The organism is Pseudomonas paraversuta (assembly GCF_904063065.1).
GTDB lineage: Bacteria > Pseudomonadota > Gammaproteobacteria > Pseudomonadales > Pseudomonadaceae > Aquipseudomonas > Aquipseudomonas paraversuta.
Genome location: NZ_CAJFCL010000007.1, coordinates 302,786 through 322,781 on the forward strand (window position 1 = coordinate 302,786; position 19,996 = coordinate 322,781).

The 19,996-nt window shown below is 57.5% G+C and carries 19 protein-coding genes; 8 read left to right on the forward strand and 11 right to left on the reverse strand.

The features are described from left to right. Nucleotides 1-61 precede the first annotated feature (61 nt). From pcaG to pcaQ, 3 genes are all read right to left on the reverse strand, one after another. The gene (gene pcaG, locus JQ845_RS16405) at nt 62-667 is read right to left on the reverse strand and encodes a protocatechuate 3,4-dioxygenase subunit alpha (protein ID WP_003444007.1); all 606 of its coding nucleotides are present in this window, start codon (nt 665-667) and stop codon (nt 62-64) included. A 10-nt stretch (nt 668-677) separates the two neighbouring features. Then, nucleotides 678-1,397 carry a protocatechuate 3,4-dioxygenase subunit beta gene (pcaH, locus tag JQ845_RS16410; RefSeq protein ID WP_003444009.1) on the reverse strand — a complete coding sequence of 240 codons (720 nt, stop codon included), beginning with the start codon at nt 1,395-1,397 and terminating at the stop codon, nt 678-680. Nucleotides 1,398-1,543: 146 nt separating this feature from the next. Continuing rightward, nucleotides 1,544-2,473: a pca operon transcription factor PcaQ gene (pcaQ, locus tag JQ845_RS16415; protein WP_003444011.1), complete on the reverse strand. Its 930-nt coding sequence runs from the start codon at nt 2,471-2,473 to the stop codon at nt 1,544-1,546. Between the two features lie 253 nt (nt 2,474-2,726). On the opposite strand from pcaQ, the gene ypfJ reads away from it, so the two are divergent. Together ypfJ and JQ845_RS16425 are read left to right on the forward strand one after the other, a co-directional pair. Continuing rightward, a complete protein-coding gene (gene ypfJ, locus JQ845_RS16420) occupies nt 2,727-3,617 on the forward strand; it encodes a KPN_02809 family neutral zinc metallopeptidase (protein ID WP_203009267.1) in 891 nt (296 codons plus the stop codon). Beyond that, a complete protein-coding gene (locus JQ845_RS16425; RefSeq protein WP_203009268.1) occupies nt 3,618-4,619 on the forward strand; it encodes an alpha/beta hydrolase in 1,002 nt (333 codons plus the stop codon). Between the two features lie 652 nt (nt 4,620-5,271). Here the strand turns inward: JQ845_RS16425 and JQ845_RS16430 are convergent. The 3 genes from JQ845_RS16430 to JQ845_RS16440 all read right to left on the reverse strand — a co-directional run bounded on the left by JQ845_RS16430 (nt 5,272) and on the right by JQ845_RS16440 (nt 7,384). After that, a complete protein-coding gene (locus JQ845_RS16430) occupies nt 5,272-5,862 on the reverse strand; it encodes an HAD family hydrolase (protein ID WP_127196883.1) in 591 nt (196 codons plus the stop codon). Further along, nucleotides 5,859-6,728 carry an acyl-CoA thioesterase II gene (gene tesB / locus JQ845_RS16435; protein ID WP_003444021.1) on the reverse strand — a complete coding sequence of 290 codons (870 nt, stop codon included), beginning with the start codon at nt 6,726-6,728 and terminating at the stop codon, nt 5,859-5,861. The genes JQ845_RS16430 and tesB overlap by 4 nt, the downstream gene beginning before the upstream one ends. 86 nt (nt 6,729-6,814) lie before the next feature. Next, nucleotides 6,815-7,384, reverse strand: coding sequence for a GNAT family N-acetyltransferase (locus JQ845_RS16440; protein WP_010655531.1), 570 nt, complete (start codon nt 7,382-7,384; stop codon nt 6,815-6,817). An 89-nt stretch (nt 7,385-7,473) separates the two neighbouring features. On the opposite strand from JQ845_RS16440, the gene JQ845_RS16445 reads away from it, so the two are divergent. After that, on the forward strand, nt 7,474-8,394 hold the full coding sequence (locus JQ845_RS16445) for a histone deacetylase family protein (RefSeq protein WP_010655530.1): 921 nt from the start codon (nt 7,474-7,476) through the stop codon (nt 8,392-8,394). Between the two features lie 301 nt (nt 8,395-8,695). After that, a complete protein-coding gene (locus JQ845_RS16450) occupies nt 8,696-9,931 on the forward strand; it encodes a TIGR03862 family flavoprotein (protein WP_203009269.1) in 1,236 nt (411 codons plus the stop codon). A gap of 53 nt (nt 9,932-9,984) precedes the next feature. On the opposite strand, the gene JQ845_RS16455 is transcribed toward JQ845_RS16450, so the two are convergent. The 4 genes from JQ845_RS16455 to JQ845_RS16470 all read right to left on the reverse strand — a co-directional run bounded on the left by JQ845_RS16455 (nt 9,985) and on the right by JQ845_RS16470 (nt 13,559). Next, a complete protein-coding gene (locus JQ845_RS16455) occupies nt 9,985-11,322 on the reverse strand; it encodes a DEAD/DEAH box helicase (RefSeq protein ID WP_003444029.1) in 1,338 nt (445 codons plus the stop codon). Between the two features lie 67 nt (nt 11,323-11,389). Continuing rightward, a complete protein-coding gene (gene yedA / locus JQ845_RS16460; protein WP_003444031.1) occupies nt 11,390-12,280 on the reverse strand; it encodes a drug/metabolite exporter YedA in 891 nt (296 codons plus the stop codon). A 162-nt stretch (nt 12,281-12,442) separates the two neighbouring features. Next, entirely contained in the window at nt 12,443-13,054 is a 612-nt protein-coding gene (locus JQ845_RS16465; protein WP_003444033.1) for a 3'-5' exonuclease, read from the reverse strand. 28 nt (nt 13,055-13,082) lie between these two features. Beyond that, a complete protein-coding gene (locus JQ845_RS16470) occupies nt 13,083-13,559 on the reverse strand; it encodes an NYN domain-containing protein (RefSeq protein ID WP_003444036.1) in 477 nt (158 codons plus the stop codon). A 204-nt stretch (nt 13,560-13,763) separates the two neighbouring features. Between JQ845_RS16470 and JQ845_RS16475 the strand changes: the two genes are divergently transcribed. The 4 genes from JQ845_RS16475 to JQ845_RS16490 all read left to right on the forward strand — a co-directional run bounded on the left by JQ845_RS16475 (nt 13,764) and on the right by JQ845_RS16490 (nt 19,021). Continuing rightward, nucleotides 13,764-14,423 (forward strand): YciC family protein, encoded by a 660-nt coding sequence (locus JQ845_RS16475; RefSeq protein ID WP_003444039.1) that lies wholly within the window; start codon nt 13,764-13,766, stop codon nt 14,421-14,423. 88 nt (nt 14,424-14,511) lie between these two features. Next, nucleotides 14,512-15,594: an endonuclease/exonuclease/phosphatase family protein gene (locus JQ845_RS16480; protein ID WP_203009270.1), complete on the forward strand. Its 1,083-nt coding sequence runs from the start codon at nt 14,512-14,514 to the stop codon at nt 15,592-15,594. Nucleotides 15,595-16,006: 412 nt separating this feature from the next. Continuing rightward, on the forward strand, nt 16,007-18,064 hold the full coding sequence (locus JQ845_RS16485) for a CHAT domain-containing protein (RefSeq protein WP_236010219.1): 2,058 nt from the start codon (nt 16,007-16,009) through the stop codon (nt 18,062-18,064). A gap of 624 nt (nt 18,065-18,688) precedes the next feature. Continuing rightward, nucleotides 18,689-19,021, forward strand: coding sequence for a DUF2790 domain-containing protein (locus JQ845_RS16490; protein WP_048401418.1), 333 nt, complete (start codon nt 18,689-18,691; stop codon nt 19,019-19,021). 412 nt (nt 19,022-19,433) lie between these two features. Here the strand turns inward: JQ845_RS16490 and JQ845_RS16495 are convergent, their stop codons facing one another. Then, a complete protein-coding gene (locus tag JQ845_RS16495) occupies nt 19,434-19,901 on the reverse strand; it encodes a DUF411 domain-containing protein (protein WP_048401419.1) in 468 nt (155 codons plus the stop codon). Between the last annotated feature and the right edge of the window lie 95 nt (nt 19,902-19,996).

Here is a 19,996-nt window from a genome sequence, read left to right on the forward strand (position 1 = left end):
ATTGTGCAGGAGCGGGCTTTCAAGAGCTCGCTCCTGCAGGGAGTGTGTTGTTTACCGGGCCTTAGAAGTCGAAAAACACCGTTTCGTTTGGCCCCTGCAAGTAGATATCAAACCGGTAGGCCGGTTTGCCGTCCACTTCGCAGCGCCGGGCGATCAGGGTTTCGCGACGTTGCGGTTGCTCAATCAGGTTGAGCACCGGGCATTTGCCATTGGCTTCAGGCTCATCGCTGAAGTACAGGCGGGTTTGCAGGTGGATGTTGATGCCCCGGGCAAACAACGACACGTTGATGTGCGGCGCCATGGGCACGCCGGCTGCGTTGTTCACCACCCCCGGCTTGATGGTGTTCAGCGTCCACTCACCGGCATCAAAGGTGGTGGCGGTACGGCCGAAACTGTTGAAGGCCTTTTCCGAGTCAAAGTCTTCGTCGTAGACCCCTTCATGGTTGGCTTGCCACAGCTCCAGAAAGGAGTCGCGCACCAGGTGGCCATTGCCATCGTGCACGTTGCCCAGCAGCAAGATGTGCTCGCCCGGGGCGCCGGGCTTGGCCATTTCGCTCCAGATTTCCACGGGCCGTGCCGGGTTGCCGGCCGCGGCCAGTGCCAGACCGATATGCACATAAGGGCCAGCCGTTTGCGATGGGGTTTCCTGCAGCAGTTCGATAGGCATGACGGGCTCCTCAGCAGTTTTCGAAGTGAGTCTTGCGCTGACCGCGCAGCACGATATCAAAGCGATACGCCAGGCAATCCATTGGATTGGCCGCGCCCATGTCCAGCCGCGCAATCAGGCTTTGCACGGCGTCAGGATTGGCAATCGACTTGACGATCGGGCACATAGGGATCAACGGATCACCCTCGAAATACAGCTGGGTAATCAGGCGCGTCGCTATGGAAGGGCCACTGATGGAAACGTGGATATGCGCCGGACGCCAGTCATTGGGGCCGTTACGCCAAGGATAGGGCCCCGGTTTTACGGTGCGGAAGCTGTAGTAGCCCTGACTGTCGGTGAGGGTACGACCCACGCCACCAAAATTGGGGTCAAGGGGTGCCAGGTAACGGTCATTCTTGTGGCGATAACGGCCACCGGCGTTGGCTTGCCAGAGCTCGACCAGGGTGTGGGGAATCGGCTTGCCATACTGGTCGCATACCCGACCCGCCAGCAGAATCCGCTCGCCCACCGGCAAACCGCCGTTGTTGAAGTTCAACAGCAGGTCGTTGTCGAACTTGCCCAGTTGCAGGTGGGAAAAGTCAGGGCCACTGGTTTCACTGACCGATTGCGGGATGCTCACCAGCGCCTGCCGCGGCGAACGGGCAATGGAGGTTTTGTAATCGGGGGTCAGGGCTTTGGGGTGCCAGTTGCGGTCACGGATGACAAAACGCCGGCTGTCTGCATCAGACATGTCGATCTCCTGTTGTTTTTATAAAGGCCAGGCCCCTCCCTCGCTCCGACAAAAGCCAGGGCGGGGGGCAGGCATATAGTGGTCATTTTCAAACAACAGGCAGGCAAGGACTACTGAAAAGCCAGACTCAACCCATAACCATACGGTTATGGATAAATACCCTCGCAGTAGGCCTGCCCCAGCTCCCGCAGCACCTCGACACAGCCCTGTGCCGCCACCGACATTGGTACATGGGCGTTGCTGCAAATACCGATCGAGCCCCCGGGTTCGCGCTGGCCGAGGTCGACTTCTTGCAGTTCACCACTCGCCAGATCCAGGCGCACAGCGTCCAGCGGCGCTATCCAGACCGCATCGTTGTGCAGCACATAACGCCGGCTCAGGGTAATCGACAGGGTCTCCAGACGCTGACGGGACTGGCTGATACCGCACTGTACGAACAGGCTGTCGGCAAAGGCGCGGATGGTGGTATTGGCCAGCGGCAGTACCAGCGGATAGTGTTCCAGCCGACTGCGATCCAGCGGCAATTGCGTAAGCGGATGGCCGGCGCGCACCACCAGGGTCATGGATTCGCTGTAAAGGTGTTCGAAATTCATCCCCTGAATTTCCGGACTATCTGTCATCCGCCCCACCACCAGATCGACATCTCCCACCCGCAGTTGCGATAACAGGTAGGCACTCGGCCCCGTCACCACACTCACCACCAGCGACGAGTGCCGCGCATGCAGGCGGCTCACCAGTTCGGGTATCAGCAGGCTTTCAACGGTCGACAACACGCCAAGGCGTACCGTCCCGCCCGCATATTCGCCCCCGCGCAAGGCATTCACCCCTTCGCGCAGGGCCTGCACCGAGGGCGTCGCATAGCGCAGGAAGGCCACACCGGCTTCGGTCAGGCTGACCCCGGTTTTGCTGCGCACAAACAAGCTGACCGTCAGTAGCTGTTCCAGCTCCTTGAGGGTTTTTGACATGGCCGGCTGACTCACCGCCAGCACATCCGCCGCCCGCGCCAGACTGCCCTGACGTGCCATCTCCAGAAAGCACACCAGGTGCCGGTATTTGATGCGGGTATCAATGTTCACAGGGCTGACAACTCCGGGGCGAGGACAGGCGGTATTCAACCACTTCAGCGCGGGGCCCGGAACTCTATTCAGGCACTGGCGGTCTTTTTGCCGGGCCGGGCTAATCTGTCACCCGTGCCGACACCTGCTTTTACCTTGCCTGGCGCGGTAACTGCCATACTCCTTGCGCTCTTGAAAGGCGTCTGACAACCGGTCTGGCGAAGCCCCGGCTCAGCAACAACACTATCAACAGGATTTATCAGAGGATTGCCCCATGCTTTGGAAAAAAGGCCGACGCAGCGACAACGTGGAAGACGTGCGCGATCAAAGCACCGGGGGCGGCGGGATGCGCATTGGCGGCGGCAAAGGCCTGAGCCTGATGGCGGTGGTGGTGATTGTCGGGTTCGGCTTGTTGACCGGCCAGGACCCGATGCAAATCCTTGGGCAACTCAGTGGCCAGCTCAGCGAGCAATCCTCGCCCCAGGTCACCCAGCAAGCCGGGCATGCGCCGCCGGCCAATGATCAACAGGCCGACTTCGTGCGCGCGGTGCTGGGCGATACCGAGGACACCTGGCGTCAGATTTTTCAACAGGCCGGTCGTACCTATAAAGACCCGACCCTCGTGCTGTTTCGCGGCCAGGTGAATTCAGCCTGCGGTTTTGCTTCGGCAGCCACCGGGCCGTTTTACTGCCCGGCGGACCAAAAGGTTTACCTGGACATGAGTTTCTTCCAGGAAATGTCCCAGCGCTTCAAGGCCGGTGGCGACTTCGCCCAGGCCTATGTGATCGCCCACGAGGTAGGCCATCACGTGCAGACCCTGCTGGGTATCTCGTCAAAAATGCAAATGGTCCGTCAACAAGGCCAGCGCATGGAGGGTGCAGGTGGATTGCTGGTGCGCCAGGAACTGCAAGCCGACTGCCTGGCGGGGGTTTGGGCCAACCATGCGCAAAAGCGCCTGAACTGGCTGGAGCCGGGGGATGTCGAGCAAGCCCTGAACGCCGCCAATGCCATCGGCGACGATCGCCTGCAGCAACAAAGCCAGGGCCGTGTAGTGCCGGACTCCTTTACCCACGGCACGTCGGCGCAACGGGTGAAGTGGTTCAAGACCGGTTTCGCCCAAGGTGATATCAACCAGTGCGACACCTTTTCGGCAGCAAGGCTGTAAATGGGCTCGCGCCTGATGGTTTCGATGCTCGGGCTGCTGCTGGTCTGCACGGCGGCACGGGCTGCAGAACAGGGGGTCAGGGAACTGAGCCCCGAGCATCTGCAAATCGGCACCGCACAACTGGCGCTGGGCTTGAGCCAGGACTGGCAACAGCCGCTCCCCCAGGTGCAGCGGGCCCTGATTGTGATCCATGGCCGTTTGCGCAATGCCCAGACCTACCTGCACAGCGTTGAACAGGCGGCGACCCGGGCCGGACAGTTATCCACAACCCTGATCATCGCCCCGCAGTTTTTGAATGAAAGCGACACTGCCCGCCATAGCCTGCCCGCCGATATATTGCGCTGGCACGCCAATGACTGGATGGCCGGCGCACCCGCCACAAGTCCTGCGCCCCTCAGTTCTTATGCGGCGCTGGATCAGATCCTGGAGCGTCTTGCTGATGGTAAACGCTATCCGGCCCTGCGCGAGATAGTGGTCGCCGGACACTCGGGAGGCGCGCAAGTGGTGCAGCGCTACGCACTGACAACCCGTGCTGGCAAAGCGTTGCAGGAGCACGGGATCAAGCTGCGCTATGTGATTGCCAACCCTTCGTCCTACGCCTATTTCAATGCGCAGCGACCGATCCCCACCTTCGATCCGGCCAGTTGCCCGGGTTTCAATAGCTGGAAATACGGGCTCCAGCACCTGCCAGCCTACGCCCGGAGAGAAAGCCCCGAGCAACTGGAACAGGCCTATGTCGGACGTGAGATTACCTACTTGCTCGGAGCCAAAGACATCGACCCCAACCACCCGGCCCTCGACAAGGGTTGCGAGGCCGAGGCCCAGGGCGCGTTCAGGCTGGTGCGGGGCAAGAATTACTTCGAGTATCTGACCCAGCGCCATCCGCAGGGGCTCAATCAGCGACTGATAGAAGTGCCCGGGGTCGGGCACAACGGCGACCGGATGTTCACCTCCCCCGATGGGCAGAAGGTGTTGTTCGGCGAGCAATCTTCCTCCCCATAAACCTGTAACCGCGAAGAGCTCGCGAGACAAGGGTTGCGCAGTGCAAACATGCGGCAGATCCCAGCCCTCACCCTCCAGACCGGAAAGCACCCCATGCAGATGGCTGCAATTGCACCTGTAGGAGCGAGCTTGTCTCGCGAGCTTTTCAAGCCGCAAAGAGCTCGCGAGCAAGCTCGCTCCTACAGGGGGGTGTGCAGTGCAAACATGCGGCAGATCCCAGCCCTCACCCTCCAGACCGGAAGGCACCCCATGCAGATGGCTGCAATTGCATCTGTAGGAGCGAGCTTGCTCGCGAGCTTTTCAAGCCGCAAAGAGCTCGCGAGCAAGCTCGCTCCTACAGGGGGGGGTTGTGCAGTGCAAACATGCGGCAGATCCCAGCCCTCACCCTCCAGACCGGAAAGCACCCCATGCAGATGGCTGCAATTGCATCTGTAGGAGCGAGCTTGTCTCGCGAGCTTTTCAACGCGGCCGCGAAGAGCTCGCGAGACAAGCTCGCTCCTACAGGGGTTGTGCAGTGCAAACATGCGGCAGATCCCAGCCCTCACCGTCCAGACCGGAAGGCACCCCATGCAGGAGGCTGCAATTGCATCTGTAGGAGCGAGCTTGCTCGCGAGCTTTTCAACGAGGCCGCGAAGAGCTCGCTTCTACAGGGTCAGGCGATAAGCTTGCGCAGTTCGAAACAGTCCCGCGCATGCCAGTCGGTCAGTTCCGGCCACGGATTTTCGGGCACGTTGACCAGTACTGTTTTACTGCCCGCCGCACGACCACAATCCAGGTCAAAACGATAATCCCCCACCATCACCATCTGTGACGGATCCACCTCCCATGCCCGGGCCAGTTGCAACAGGCCGTCGGGGTCGGGTTTGTGCGCAGCATTGTCGCGACCCAGAACATCCTGCGGCGCAAAAAGCGGGGCCAGACCAATGGCCTCCAGGGTGATATGCGCCAGCTCCCGGGCATTGCGGGTCAGCACTCCCAGGCGACAACCGCGGGCCGCCAGCTCGCGCACCAACTCTACCGCCCCGGGTGCCGGGGTTGAGGCCAGTGCCAGTTCACGCTCGTGCTCCAGCAACCAGGCGTGCTTGGCTTGCGCCTCGTGGGCAGGCAAGCCGTTGAGGTGGGTCAAAATATCCACTTGCACAGGGATGTCCAGCGCCCGACGAATCGCGTCAAAGTCATGCACCGCGACGGTCAAAGTACCGTCCATATCAAAAACCCAGTGTTTTACTTCCTTGAGTGTCATGCCCAGTCCTTACGATGACGAATCAAACCTTCTTGTGTGACAGACGCAACCAGCTGGCCGGCGCGGTTAAAGACGCTACCCCGGGAAAACCCGCGTGAATTTCCCGCCCACGGGCTGTCCATGGCGTACAGCAACCAGTCATCGGCACGCAGGTCCTGGTGGAACCACAGCGCGTGATCAAGGCTGGCTACCTGCATGTCCTTTTGCCACACGCCTTTGCCATGGGGCAGCAGCGAGGTGGTCAGCAAACCGAAGTCCGAGGCATAGGCCAGCAGGTATTTGTGCAGCGCCGGCGAGTCAGCCAGTGCGCCATCGGCACGAAACCAGACGTACTTGATCGGGTCGGTGATCTTGGGGTTGAACGGGTCTTCGCCCACCACCGGACGAAATTCGATGGGTTTGGCGCACAGCAACTTTTCACGCATCGATTCGGGGATCAGATGCGCACGCTGACGAATCATTTCGAGTTCCGAAGGCAGGTTTTCCGGGCCCACCACATCGGGCATCGGAGTCTGGTGCTCAAAGCCGCCTTCGTCGTACTGGAATGAAGCGCTACAGGTGAAAATCGGCTGACCCTTCTGGATCGCGGTCACCCGGCGCGTGCTGAAACTGCCGCCATCGCGCACCCGGTCCACCTGATAGACCACCGGCAACCCGGCATCCCCCGGGCGCAAAAAGTAGCCGTGCATCGAGTGCACGTGCCGCGCATCTTCGACTGTCTGGCTCATGGCCGACAACGATTGTCCGAGCACTTGACCGCCGAACAACTGGCGAAAGCCCAAGTCCTGACTGCTACCGCGAAAGAGGTTCTCTTCGATCGGTTCCAGGGTCAGTAAATTGACCAGATCTTCCAACACTTGGCTCATTCGGATTCTCCTCACACAGAGCAATACCGGGGTAGCCTTGGCTACGCCGGACAACAAAATTCTGGCTTTCGCCGCTCTCGGCCTGCCTAGCCGTGCAGGGTTTCCAGCCACTGTGCCCGCGTAATGCGATACAGCACATGTGACCTTAGCGGATGCCCTTCAGGCAGCCGGGGATGTTCAAAGTCACCGTCCGGATCGTGCTGCATGCCGATCGCCTGCATGACCTTTTGCGACGGCAGGTTCAACTGGCTGGTAAATGACACCACCTGATCCAGTGCCAATCGGTCAAAGGCGCACCGCAGCGCCGCCCAGGCCGCCTCGCTGGCATAGCCCAGGCCCCAGTGTTCCGGGGCCAGGCGCCAGCCAATTTCCACGGCCGGCGTGAAAGGTGCAGCAAAATTGACATTGAACAACCCGGTGAAACCGATGAAGGCCCCGGTATCCTTGCGCTCCAGCGCCCACAATCCGTAGCCGTATTCGGCAAAGTGACCACGAATCCGGCCTATCAGCGCGGCACTTTCCAGACGGCTCAAGGGCGCAGGAAAATAGCGCATCACCTGAGGGTCGGCAGACATCGCAGCGAACTCGGGCAAATCTGTGTCACGCCACGGGCGTAACCGCAAACGGGCACTTTCGAGCTCTTTAATCTGCTCCATCTGTTATCTCCGATTTGTTACCGGGCTTTTCGAATACCTCGCAGTGTACAGCGCTGTTAATATCAAACGCTCGTTCGGTGCGAAATCCCATGCCTTTACCTCTGATTTACCACGATGACTACAGCCCTGAGTTCCCGGCGGAACATCGCTTCCCGATGGACAAGTTCCGCCTGCTGCGCGATCACCTGGTCCAGTCCGGCCTGACCCGCGACGCCGATTTGTTGCGCCCCGAACTGTGCCCTGTGGATATCCTCGCCCTCGCCCATGACCGCGCCTACATCGAGCGTTACATGGCCGGTGAACTGGCCCGCGAAGACCAGCGACGCCTGGGCCTGCCCTGGAGTGAAGCGCTGGCACGCCGCACCATCCGCGCGGTCGGCGGCTCGTTGCTGGCGGCCGAACAGGCCCTTGAGCACGGGCTGGCCTGTCATCTGGCAGGTGGCACTCATCACGCCCACTACGACCACCCCGCGGGCTTCTGCATCTTCAATGATCTGGCAGTCATCAGCCGCTATCTACTGGAAAGCGGCCGGGTAAACCGGGTATTGATCTTCGATTGCGATGTACACCAGGGCGATGGCACGGCGCGGATTCTTGAACATACGCCGGATGCAATTACCGTTTCCCTGCACTGCGAAAAGAATTTTCCGGCACGCAAGGCACAAAGCGACTGGGACATTGGCCTGCCCATGGGCATGGGGGATACCGAATATCTGCAAGTGGTCGATGACGCGCTCAATTACCTGCTGGCGCTGTATCAGCCCGATCTGGTGCTGTACGACGCCGGTGTCGATGTGCACAAGGACGATGCCCTGGGCTATTTGAAGCTGACCGATGCCGGCGTCGCCGCGCGCGATGAGAGCGTGATGCGCCACTGCCTGGGACGGGATATTCCAGTCGTCGGTGTTATAGGCGGCGGTTACAGCAAAGATCGCAAAGCCCTGGCCCGACGCCACGGGATCCTGCACCACAGTGCACAAAAGGTCTGGCTGTCTTCCGGCTGCTACTAATTACCCACAATGCCTGTGGAACTGCCTGTGGATAACCTGAGTGAAAGCTCTTGCAGGCCACGTAGTCTATGGGCTGCAGAGAGCTGTATGTTTTTCATACAGACAACATCCATCTTCTGTGTGCGCCGACTTGCCAGCCATGCAGGCGACGCAATTGGCTCTATCCCGGCATCGATGCCATCGCTGGCAAGCCAGCGCCCACAAGGCCAACCCAACCCCTGCAGGGGCAGCGGTCTTGCAGGGCATATGGACATTAGTCAGGTAGAATGCGCGACTTATTTCGCCGATTTGCAGCCCCGCCATGACAGAGCCCACCACCTCCCCTTCCCGCCACGTCGCCATTATCGGCGGTGGGCCCGCAGGCCTGATGGCCGCTGAAGTGCTGAGCCAGGCCGGGGTGCGGGTCGATCTGTATGACGCCATGCCCTCGGTCGGACGCAAATTCCTGCTGGCCGGTGTCGGCGGCATGAACATCACTCATTCCGAAGCCTACCCGGCATTCCTGTCACGTTACGCCGAGCGCGCCCCGCAAATGGCTACGCTGCTGCGGGCCTTCGATGCTACGGCCTTGTGCCAGTGGATTCACGACCTGGGCATCGAAACCTTTGTCGGCAGTTCAGGCCGGGTATTTCCCACCGATATGAAAGCCGCGCCATTGCTGCGCGCCTGGCTCAAGCGTCTGCGCGAATCCGGGGTAGTTATCCACACCCGCCATCGCTGGCTGGGCTGGCATGCCGATGGCCAGTTAAGGATCGACAGCCCGACAGGTGAGCAGCAACTCAAGCCTGATGCGGTGTTACTGGCGCTGGGCGGCGGCAGTTGGGCTCGCCTGGGCTCGGACGGGGCGTGGATGCCGCTTCTGGCCGGGCGCGGGGTGGAACTGGCGCCGCTGCAGCCGAGCAACTGCGGGTTTGATGTGGCGGGCTGGAGTGAAGTGCTGCGCAGCAAGTTTGCCGGAGCCCCCCTGAAGAACATCGCGATTGCCCTGCAAAACAGCACCCCGCGTCTGGGTGAGTGCGTGATTACCGCCAGCGGCATTGAAGGCAGCCTGATTTACGCCTGGTCGGCGCCGATTCGTGAGGCGATCAATCAACAGGGGGTGGCCACCATCCTGATCGATCTGCTGCCGGGCAAGCCTGTGGATAAAGTTGCCGCAGCACTGGCCAAACCTCGCGGCTCGCGCTCCATGAGCAAGCATCTGCACAGTCAACTGGGGATAGACGGGGTGAAAGCCGCGCTGCTGCGCGAATTGGCGCCGGCCGAGTGCTTTGCCGACCCGCAGAGGCTGGCTCAGGCAATCAAGGGGTTGGCGCTGAACCTGATAAAAACCCGTCCACTGGACGAAGCCATCAGCAGCGCGGGAGGCGTGCGGTTTGAAGCGATGGATGAAAACCTGATGCTTAAAGCCATCCCGGGGGTGTTCTGCGCGGGGGAAATGCTCGATTGGGAAGCCCCCACCGGCGGCTATTTGCTCACAGGCTGTTTTGCCAGTGGCAGGGCCGCAGGGTTGGGGCTTTTGAGCTGGCTCAAAGCCTGACGCTTGCGAGAGCGAGCTTGCCCGCGATGGCGTCGCGGACAAGCGGGTTTGGCTTACGGCTTGCGCTTGCGCGGGCCGGTATTGAACACAGGGACTTTACGCACGGGTTTGACCGAAGGTTCAACCGGTGCAGCTTCGCCGCTGTCGACCCATTTACCCAGGTTGCGCTTGCCGCCACCGCCTGAGGTTTTCGGTTTTTTCGGCTTCTTCGGCTTTTTGATCACCTGACCGGTTGCATCAGTCTCGGGCACGCGGTGCTCCGGCTCGAAGTCCTGTTGTTCATGGCGCGGCAAGGTCTGACGGGTCAGCATCTCGATCGCCGACAACATGTTCACTTCATCGGCGCAGACAAACGAAATCGCTTCGCCCTTCTGACCGGCACGGCCAGTGCGGCCAATGCGGTGGATGTAGTCTTCGGCCACGATCGGCATGTCGAAGTTGATCACCAGCGGCAGGTCTTCAATATCCAGACCACGGGCGGCAACATCGGTCGCGACCAGGATTTGCACTTCGCTGGCCTTGAACCGGTCCAGCGCACGCTGACGCGTGGCCTGCGGCTTGTCGCCATGAATGCCGTCGGCGTTGATGCCCAGGCCTTGCAGCTTGCCCACCAGTTCATCGACACCGTTACGGGTCTTGGCAAACACCAGCACTTGCTTCCATTGCTGGGTGCGCAGCAAATGCAGGAACAGCTCCGGCTTGCGCTTTTTGTCGACCGGAATGATCCATTGCTTGACGCTGCTGGCCGCTACGTTGCGCGGGCTGACTTCGATGCTCAGCGGGTTGTCGAGCATCTGCTCGGCCAACAGGCGGATGGCATCAGAAAAGGTTGCCGAAAACAGCAGGGTCTGGCGCTTTTTCGGCAATACGCGGTAGATATCCCGCAGCTCTTCGGAGAAGCCCAGGTCGAGCATGCGATCCGCTTCATCGAGGATCAGGGTTTGCAGCTGGGTGAACTTGATCGCCTTCTGCCGATAGAGATCGAGCAGACGACCCGGAGTGGCCACCAGGACATCAACCCCTTTGCGCATTTTCATCATTTGCGGGTTGATGCTGACGCCGCCGTAGACCGCATAGGTGCTCAACGGCAAATGCTCGGCGTACTGGCGGATGCTCTCGTGAACCTGTTCGGCCAGTTCGCGGGTTGGCACCAGTACCAGGGCGCGCACCATGTTACTGGCAACTTTCGGACCTTCCATGGTCAGCGACTGCAGCAGCGGCAGGGCGAAACCGCCCGTTTTGCCGGTGCCGGTCTGGGCGGCGGCCATCAGGTCGCGGCCAGCCAGCACTGCGGGGATCGCTTGGGCCTGAACCGGGGTTGGGGTCTTGTAGCCGAGCGTCTCAAGAGCGCGCAGCAAGGGTTCGATCAGGCCAAGGGTGGCGAATGTCATGGGGATACCGTCGAAAAAGGTCAGCGCAGGGGTGCATAAGTTGCAATGGCGCGCAGTTTACCCTAATTCAGACCGGTTTCTGCTTGCGCCACTGCGGCAAACCGATCAACACCACGGCGCTGATGATGACCGCCATCGCCAGGCACTCCTCGAAACCTATGGTCTCGCCGGCGAATGCGATGCCCAGCATCACCGCCACGGCCGGGTTGACGTAGGCGTAACTGGTGGCCGCCGCCGGGCGTACGTTTTTCAGCAGGTACATGTAGGCACTGAAGGCAATGATCGAACCGAAGAACACCAGATAGAGCAATGCGCCCCAGCCTGCGGCAGTGGGCATCTGGGTCATGCGCTCGCCACTCAACAGGCTGCCAATCAAGAGCACGGCGCCCGCCACCAGCATTTCGGCGGCACTGGCCATGGGCCCGGCCGGCAGCGGCAAGTGCCGGCTCCACACCGAACCGAATGCCCAGGCGGCTGCGGCAAACAAAATCATCGCGGCGCCTATCGGGCTGGCCTGCAGGTTGGAACCCAGGTTGAGCATGCCGATACCGATCAGTCCCAGGGCAATCCCGGCCCATTCCAGACGGGTATTGCGGGCGCCCCAGAAATAACCGAACAGCAATGTAAACAACGGCACGGTGGCCACGGCCAGCGCCGCGACGCCCGAAGCGACCCCGGAGTGTTCCGCCAGCGTCACCCCGCCGTTGCCGCACGCCAGTAACAGAAAACCGATCATGCCGGCTGCGCGCCACTGCACGAAGGTCGGTGCGGGCGCCCCGCGCCAGCGCATGAAGCCGTACATCAAGCTGCCTGCCACCAGAAAGCGGACCCCGGCCATCATCAGCGGCGGCCAGGACTCGATGCCGATACGGATGACCAGATAGGTCGAACCCCAAATCACATACAACGCAAAAAAGGCACCGATCAGTTGTAGCGGGAAACGACGTGCGGCAGGCATGGAGGCAGCTCGAAGGCAAAGGCAGGGGATGGAGGAGTTTAGCCAAAGCCGGGGGCAATATTAAGTTACAGAACCGGCCAAAAGTGGCCGTACACTTTTGGCCGCGACAGGGCCGCTGCTAAAGGCTCGCGAGCAAGCTCGCGCCTACACAGGCCCTGGTCTTCAGAACCCGCGACAGCGCTTGAGGTGTTCGTTGATTTTGGCGGCAGGAATTTTTTGCAGGCTGCGCAACAGATCGTGGCTCAACTCTCGCAGGCCGTGCTTTTGACGCAGTTGCTCAGCCAGATGGGTCGTGAGGTTGGCTGCCATTTCGGCATCGGCCATGGCCCGGTGAGCCTGGCCGGTATGGGGCAACTGGGCGAAGGTGGTGAGGGTGCCCAGCTTGTGATTGGGCGCCGCCGGCATCAAACGCCGGGCCAGCAGCAACGAGCAGGCAAAGTTCTGCAAGCGGGTGCGCTTGATGAGCCCCATCTCGAAGTCCCAGAATTTTTGGTCGAACGCGGCGTTGTGGGCCAGCAAAGGCGTGGTGCCGACGAACTCGTTGACCTCGTTCATCACCTGCTGCGCAGATGGCGCCGTGCGCAACATGGCGTTGCTGATGCCGGTCAGTTGCTCGATGAAGCCCGGCACCCGCACACCCGCGTTCATCAGGCTCTGGTAACGCTCGACAATGCGCCCCTGTTCAAGAATCACCACCGCAATTTCGGTCGCCCGGCAGCTGCTGCTCGGGGAGATACCTGTGGTTTCAAAGTCAATTACGGCGATGCGTTCCAAACCGGGTCAATCCTGTAAAAAATGGAAATTACTTGAGCAGCAAGCTGCCTTCTATCGGTACATAACGGCCAGCAGCACGAATCAATGAATTGGCGGTAAGGCCAGGCACCCCATAAGCCACGGTTTCAACCCCGTGCTTGCTGGCAATGCGTTCGAGCAGCAGATCGAAATCACCGTCACCCGAAGCCAGCACCACCTCATCGACATTGGCCGCAACATCCATGATGTCGATGGTGATACCCACGTCCCAGTCGCCCTTGGCCGAGCCATCGCTGCGCTGGATGTAGGGTTTGAGTTTTACCGTGAAACCGAGGTTGCGCAGGATCTGCTGAAACTGCTGCTGTTTGCTGTCACCCCGGTCGATCGCATAGGCATAGGCCTCGACGATTTCACCGCGCTGACTGATGTCAGCCCACAACGCCGCGTAATTGAAGTGGCAGCCATAAGCCTGGCGAACTGTGTAATAGAGGTTCTGCACATCTGCGAAGACCGCAATTCTTTTCACCGGCAAACCCCATGGTGCCCAGGCAATCGGGCAGCTGCTGAAAAACAAGGCCGCAGTATGCCAGCCTGTCGAGGACTTGCGCGGATAAACCGCCCGGCGTGCTCACAAACACCGGGCGGGTCGTAACAAGAACGTTTACATTTGCTCTCCATCGCCTGGCATCGGTTAAAGTGACGCACCGCTTTTGACTGCTGATACCTGACAATGAATCCGCTGACTGTTATTCGCGACTCCCTGTACTTCTTCCAGCGCAATCTGGGACAAATCGTGACGCTGTGCTTGCCGCTGGTGATCCTTGAGGCCGTGCTGCAGCTCATGGTGGATAACGCCGTGGGCCCCGACCCATCGCCCGGCTATGGCCTGCTCGTGGGTTTGCTTCTGTATCCGCTGTACACCGGCGCGCTGATTCTGTTTCTCGACGCCCGCAGCCGTGGCGAAAGCCCGCGCAATCGTGAGCTGCTGGCCCAGGCACTGACGCTGTGGCCCAGATTCGCCCTGCTCGCGGCCATCAGCACATTGCTGATTGTGCTCGGGCTATCGATGTTTTTCGTTCCCGGGATTTTTCTGACCGTGGTGTTTGCGTTTGCCGAATACCGCCTGGTATTGCGCGGTGATCCACCACTGGCCGCCCTGAAATCGAGCTTCGCCATGAGCCGCGGGCACTTCTGGCGGATTTTTGTCTGCTTGCTGGCGGTACTCGGGCCGTTGATGATGCTCAAGGAGCTGAGCTTCTCGCTGTTCCAAAAGGACGATAACCCGTTGCTCGCTCTGGCCCTGGAAAGTGCCAACAGCTTTTTGCAGCTGTTTTTGTCTGTCGTGCTGTATCGCTTGTTTATGCTCATCGGCGAACCATCCGACAAGTAAGAGGGACGATTCGCTATATACCTCTCCTTGGGTGCCGGACTGCTGTCCGGTATCCTCGGCAATTCCCGCTACGTCTTAAGCCGAGCCCATGCCACGTTTATTACGCCCCATCCTGTCAGGTTTGCTGCTGCTTGCAGCCGCGCTGGCGAGTCTGATTTACAGCGTTACGTGGCGACCCGATGCCAAAGAGGTGCTGGCACTCGTCTGCCCGGCCACAGCCCCGGTGCTAGTACCGGGCCAGGCGCTCAAGGTTATGACCTGGAATGTCCAGTACCTGGCAGGCAAACGTTATGTGTTCTGGTACAACCTGGTTGATGGCAGCGGTCCGGACCTGCGCCCGACCCGTGAAGACATGGCTTTCAGCCTGGATGAAGTGTCGCGGGTGATACGCGATGAGCAGCCCGATCTGGTACTGCTGCAAGAGCTCGATGAAAACGCCAAGGCCAGTGGCTATCAAGACCAGCTCGCGCTGCTGCAGGAGCGCCTGGTCGATCTATACCCCTGCAGCACCCAGGCCTTTACCTGGAAGGCCGACTTCGTCCCCGACTGGCATATTCTGGGGAGTGTCGGGCGCAAACTGGTCACCCTCAGCCGTTACCAGATCGAACACGCCGAGCGCCTGCAACTGCCCGTGGCCGAAGCCAATATCATCAGCCGTCAGTTCCAGCCAAAACCTGCGCTGCTGGTTAACTACCTGCCGCTTAACGACGGCGGGCAAATTGTTGCCATCAACACCCAGTTCGATGCCCCGACCCTGGACAACAGCAACCTGCTCCTTCAAATGCAGGCCACCGGTGTGTTGCTCGACAAATTCGAAAGCCAGGGCACGCCCTGGCTGATTGGCGGTGATTTCAACCTGTTGCCGATTGGCCAGTTTTTGCGCCTGCCCGCCGAACTGCGAGCGGGTTATTCGCCGGACAGTGAATTGCACTTGCTGTGGGAAAAGTACCCGATGATCCCCAGCAACCCTGAAGCCACCGGCATCGACCGTGAACTGTGGCTGACCCATTTCCCCAACGACCCGCGTGCCGAAGCCCCTGACCGCACCCTGGACTACCTGTTCTACAGCCCGAAACTGCAACGCATCGAAGGCTATGTGCGCCAGGAAGATACCCTGACCATTTCCGACCACCTGCCGGTGCTGGGACGGCTTCTGTTACCGATTGATTGAGCGCCCCTATATCTGCATCTGTAGGAGCGAGCTTTTAAAGACAACAGCTCGCATCTATGGGGTCAGGGGCCGAGCTTCAAGGTTTACGCGGTTTGATCCGGGCTGTCGGTTCGGCCACCAACGGGTCGTCGGGCCAGTAGTGCCTTATATCACCTATGTCCAATCACCATTGACACCGAAATCCCCCGCGAAACCGGGGCTACCGCCCGATACTTACAGAACTGGATTGACTGTCAATGATTGGGGCAAAGGTTGACATAAATCCTGCCGATTGCAGGTAGGATTGACAGCGGCCAAAACATCCACAGCCAGTTTAGGCGCTCGACATTGACAGTGCCCATAGAGAGGAGCAGTCCGACTGAGGCCAACGGATACATAAATTGATCAATGCAGACTAGAAGGAAGCAATGTATTGAACCTCGAACAAAGCCTAGCGATTCTGCATGAGCACTTTGACAAAGTTTTCCGTGACGCCACTTTAGCTTCATCCATCTCGCATGCAGAAGTCCGACGCATAATCTGCCTTATAATTGATCAGCAAAATAGTGCCCCTGCCGAAGACAGACTATTGTCCCACTATTACCAGTTCATTTTTGCTACCGAAACACTTCACGCGTCATACCGTATATATGAACTAACTGATATGGGGAGCTGGATTGGATGGGCGTTATCAGAAGACACCAGAGACAGTCACTCAAAAAATTTACATCTGGGGAGAATCTTTGACTTCTATTCATCAGCGGTGGTAAGAACCTGGCCAGGGTTTGTGCCGGTGATGGTGAAATTTTTCAGCGCCTTCTACTACTACGCTCGCGAGCGAACAGCCATGAACAATATAGCACGCGAGCTATGGCCCTTCGCCGCATCGACTTTTGCAGACACGATGAATCTGCCTGCGGAATACATTTACATTGACGAAGCAAATCTTGGAAGTCAAATGGCATGCTGGGCAGCAAAAGAAGCGCCTGACTTGGCCAAGACTTTCGTTCCATACCTAGAGTCTGTCGCTGGCAAAAATACTCTACCAGATGAAGTCCGTGCCGTTCATTATTACACCTTGTCTACTACAGCAAGTGCGTTCTCAAGCAAAGCATCGCATGAGTGGGCAGCAAAGGCACTCGCCGACTTCAATGAAAACCTCGCTGAGCCGCATAAGCTGCAACTGCTAGCCACTATCTATGCAGGCAATAAGGATGGAGACCCATCCGCACTTCTCAGAAAGATAAACCTTGTCCAAGGTTTCTATAAGTCAAAGCTTGACGGAATTAATTTCTTTCGTGATGCAGCAATGCGGAGCGGCTCAATTTTGCCGTTTGTCGTCAACAGCTTGAACGCCGGTAAAACCCACGTCACGCTTGACGGTTTACTGCTGTGGCACCAGTTACTGACAGCCAATTCCAATATCAATGCACAAGATCTGTACATATCTATTCCGTTCGGTGAGCATGGCTATCTCGCAGCTTTAGGCGACGAGAAAATATTCATTGAGCGTGATACTCAGACCTTTATCGAGCAACTGGTACAATCGAGCAACCATTTTTTAGGCGTGGCAAAAACCATCGCTTATTCCGACAACTCTGGTCTAACAATTCCAAATAGAATAGGAATCCCTAAGTATGGGAATTCTACAGAATACGAAACAGCCCTAACTAGAAGCTATTGCTTTTCTCCATTTCCGTTCAACGCCAAACCTTTATACCAGTTGATTCTTGATACTGAGTGTACCCCGCTGCAAGCGATACAGCTCAAAGTGTGGGGTGAAACATGGCCGCTAACCTCATCGTTATCCACTCCAAAATCTGACAGAAAACCGCAAAATGTTTTGATTTGGTGTGGTGGCGGAAGTCTTACAGAAGAACTTGAGGCCGAAGTAATTAAGCACATCTTTGAATCTGCCGGAGCCACCGTAAAAGTGGTCTGCTTCACCGAAGCCACGCAACAAAGCTTCATCGACGCTTATAAAGACCCTAAGTACGATATTATTTGGGTCGCATCCCACGGCGAGTTTGATCACTGGTCTCCTAAACATGTGAAAATGCACATCGGGGATAATTTATCCGTTTCGCTTGAGGATCTATGGGAGCAGGCTCCAGTCATGGATAAACGGCGATTAGCATTTCTAAACATTTGTGACGGAGCGCGATTTGAGGAACGCGGTTTTCTACCAAAAATCGGTATAGCCCCAGGTTTAGCGAGCGCAGATCAAGCGACAATTTCCCATCTATGGCCTGTCATGGGTTATCCAGCAGCAGCGTTCGGAGCTTATCTAGCTTTCAATTTGGCGGCTGGGAACTCTTATTTCGACGCCTATAAGATGGCGATGCTTGCAATTAGGAGGTCTACATTAGAGATCGCAGACGACCTTGCCTCCAAAACTGGAAGAGAATTTGATTTAATCCGTCAGCTTCGAAGGAAAGAGGAAGATTATACTCCACTTGAGTTCTACGGGTCGGCAGCCTTCTACCAATAACCGTGCTTTTCAGCAGTTCAACTCCCAGCTCAGTTGGGTAGCTCGCACTCAGTGACTGCGTTCTGGCTGAGATGCCCCATAGCAGTAACCGTCCGGCGAACTCACCTACCGAACTCCAGCATTAAGGGCGATTGTGTCCGCGTATTTTTAAGCGAACGCAATCACCCTTATCGCTAGGATTTCCATGCGCCAACGTAGCTCTTATCCCAAAACGTTCAAAGCCCAGGTCGTCCAGAAAGCGCAATGCGGTAAGGTGTGATTGCGGGACGCTTACCGCCAATAAGCGGAAAGCCCCAAAATAGTGGTTGCGCGGCCATTTTCGGTTAATATTTTCTGAGTGTTCGGCGCACATTTTAAGAAAATCTTGGCGCGGTTAAGAAAATCTAGTCAGCGACAGGGGAAAAAATGGGAAATCTAGTGGGTTACGCCCATTTGATCAATGCGATGGAGCTCTACCCACCGGTGCGGTAGCAACTGTCTGAATCGCCCCGGATTCTCTAGACACCTTGCAAGCCAGGAGCCGGGCTCACAATGCCTGACACATAAGTAATATTCGCGGCAGCTTTCTGAAAGGTATGATTCGTTATCCTCTAGTCAGAAGTAAGTGAGCACTAGGAGACAATCATGAAAGTATTTAAAGCATTTTTTACCATTTCAATATTGGCCTTGTCGTCTTTGGCAATAGCTGAAGGAGGTGGTGATCGCGTTTACGGTCGGATGATGCAAGAAAACCAACAGGCGATGGAGCAGTACGCCTTGAAAAACGGGAAGTCTAACCCTGAAATTGTTCATTATAAATATGGTATGGACCTAGATATTCATAAGGTCGTCAGTATAACGCAAGCTAATATAAACTGTGCTGTTGCGCCTTCGCGTATGACCTTTGAAGATTCGGCTGGCAAGCTCAACACTGTAGAGTACAGGGTTATGGGTACTAACTGCCCACGCGGAGGATAGACTAAGGTAGCCATGGTAGGTTCTCTGGAGCGCATGTGTTTAATGGTTGCCAAGTAACGACGAGTGCAGACATTTTCGAATCTTATTTGGATTAGGTTCGATTTGTTGTTGAGTAACCACTGCCACTCCATTAACGAACACTAGCTAGCAACAAATGTTCGCTTACCAGATACACCCCATCTCTGTGTTTCTCCTTTGGTTGTGGAGATGGTTTAGGCGCCCTAGTGGCGCCTTTTTTATGGTGTGTCACCCATACGACTACAAATGCTTAATAGCTTTTTGCCAACTTACAGGTGGGTGGTTATAGCCAGTGAGGAGTCCGTCTCAATTTTGATAGCTCATTAGAGTAAGCACTCCGTCACTTGCATGATCAAGGGCAGTGACCACGCAAGAATTAAGGAAAGTTTGAAAACTAGTTTGCCGGGTATTCGGCAATCACTTGGTTAATACCTGTTTTGCTCAGGCCAATGACCTGATAAGCATCCTTCTTTCCACCGACCTCCATGCCAGGTGAGCCTGTCGGCATGCCAGGTACAGCAATCCCGATAAGGTCGTCGCGTTTGATCAAAGCAACTATTTGCTCTGCAGGTACATGGCCTTCAACAAATTTTCCGTTGATCATAGCGGTGTGGCATGACGAGAGACGCGGAATAACACCCAAGTCTTTCTTGACTCTGCTCATGTTGGTTTCTACATGATCAACGACGGTGAAACCGTTGGCGTCAAGGTGCTCCATCCACTTCTTGCAGCATCCACAGTTAGCGTCACGATGGACGTTGATCGTCAGCAATTCTGTGGCATGACCTGCGGAACTGATAAACAGAACCGAGAGTGCAGCGAGGCGCAGTGCCCGACCAGGACGAAAAATGTTATTTCGCATGGGTATGTTCCTTCCCATCAGCATGGGTATGATTTTTTGGCTAAGCGGTCGGAGTTGAAGACGCGTCATGTGAAGCCTCGCCCCCCTAAGGATGG

Bases quoted from the DNA above. Each gene is read 5' to 3' on its own strand.
- pcaG (WP_003444007.1), bottom strand. From the start codon at position 667: ATGCCTATCGAACTGCTGCAGGAAACCCCATCGCAAACGGCTGGCCCT.
- pcaH (WP_003444009.1), bottom strand. From the start codon at position 1,397: ATGTCTGATGCAGACAGCCGGCGTTTTGTCATCCGTGACCGCAACTGG.
- ypfJ (WP_203009267.1), top strand. From the start codon at position 2,727: ATGCTTTGGAAAAAAGGCCGACGCAGCGACAACGTGGAAGACGTGCGC.
- JQ845_RS16425 (WP_203009268.1), top strand. From the start codon at position 3,618: ATGGGCTCGCGCCTGATGGTTTCGATGCTCGGGCTGCTGCTGGTCTGC.
- JQ845_RS16430 (WP_127196883.1), bottom strand. From the start codon at position 5,862: ATGACACTCAAGGAAGTAAAACACTGGGTTTTTGATATGGACGGTACT.
- tesB (WP_003444021.1), bottom strand. From the start codon at position 6,728: ATGAGCCAAGTGTTGGAAGATCTGGTCAATTTACTGACCCTGGAACCG.
- JQ845_RS16440 (WP_010655531.1), bottom strand. From the start codon at position 7,384: ATGGAGCAGATTAAAGAGCTCGAAAGTGCCCGTTTGCGGTTACGCCCG.
- JQ845_RS16445 (WP_010655530.1), top strand. From the start codon at position 7,474: ATGCCTTTACCTCTGATTTACCACGATGACTACAGCCCTGAGTTCCCG.
- JQ845_RS16450 (WP_203009269.1), top strand. From the start codon at position 8,696: ATGACAGAGCCCACCACCTCCCCTTCCCGCCACGTCGCCATTATCGGC.
- JQ845_RS16455 (WP_003444029.1), bottom strand. From the start codon at position 11,322: ATGACATTCGCCACCCTTGGCCTGATCGAACCCTTGCTGCGCGCTCTT.
- yedA (WP_003444031.1), bottom strand. From the start codon at position 12,280: ATGCCTGCCGCACGTCGTTTCCCGCTACAACTGATCGGTGCCTTTTTT.
- JQ845_RS16475 (WP_003444039.1), top strand. From the start codon at position 13,764: ATGAATCCGCTGACTGTTATTCGCGACTCCCTGTACTTCTTCCAGCGC.
- JQ845_RS16480 (WP_203009270.1), top strand. From the start codon at position 14,512: ATGCCACGTTTATTACGCCCCATCCTGTCAGGTTTGCTGCTGCTTGCA.
- JQ845_RS16490 (WP_048401418.1), top strand. From the start codon at position 18,689: ATGAAAGTATTTAAAGCATTTTTTACCATTTCAATATTGGCCTTGTCG.
- JQ845_RS16495 (WP_048401419.1), bottom strand. From the start codon at position 19,901: ATGCGAAATAACATTTTTCGTCCTGGTCGGGCACTGCGCCTCGCTGCA.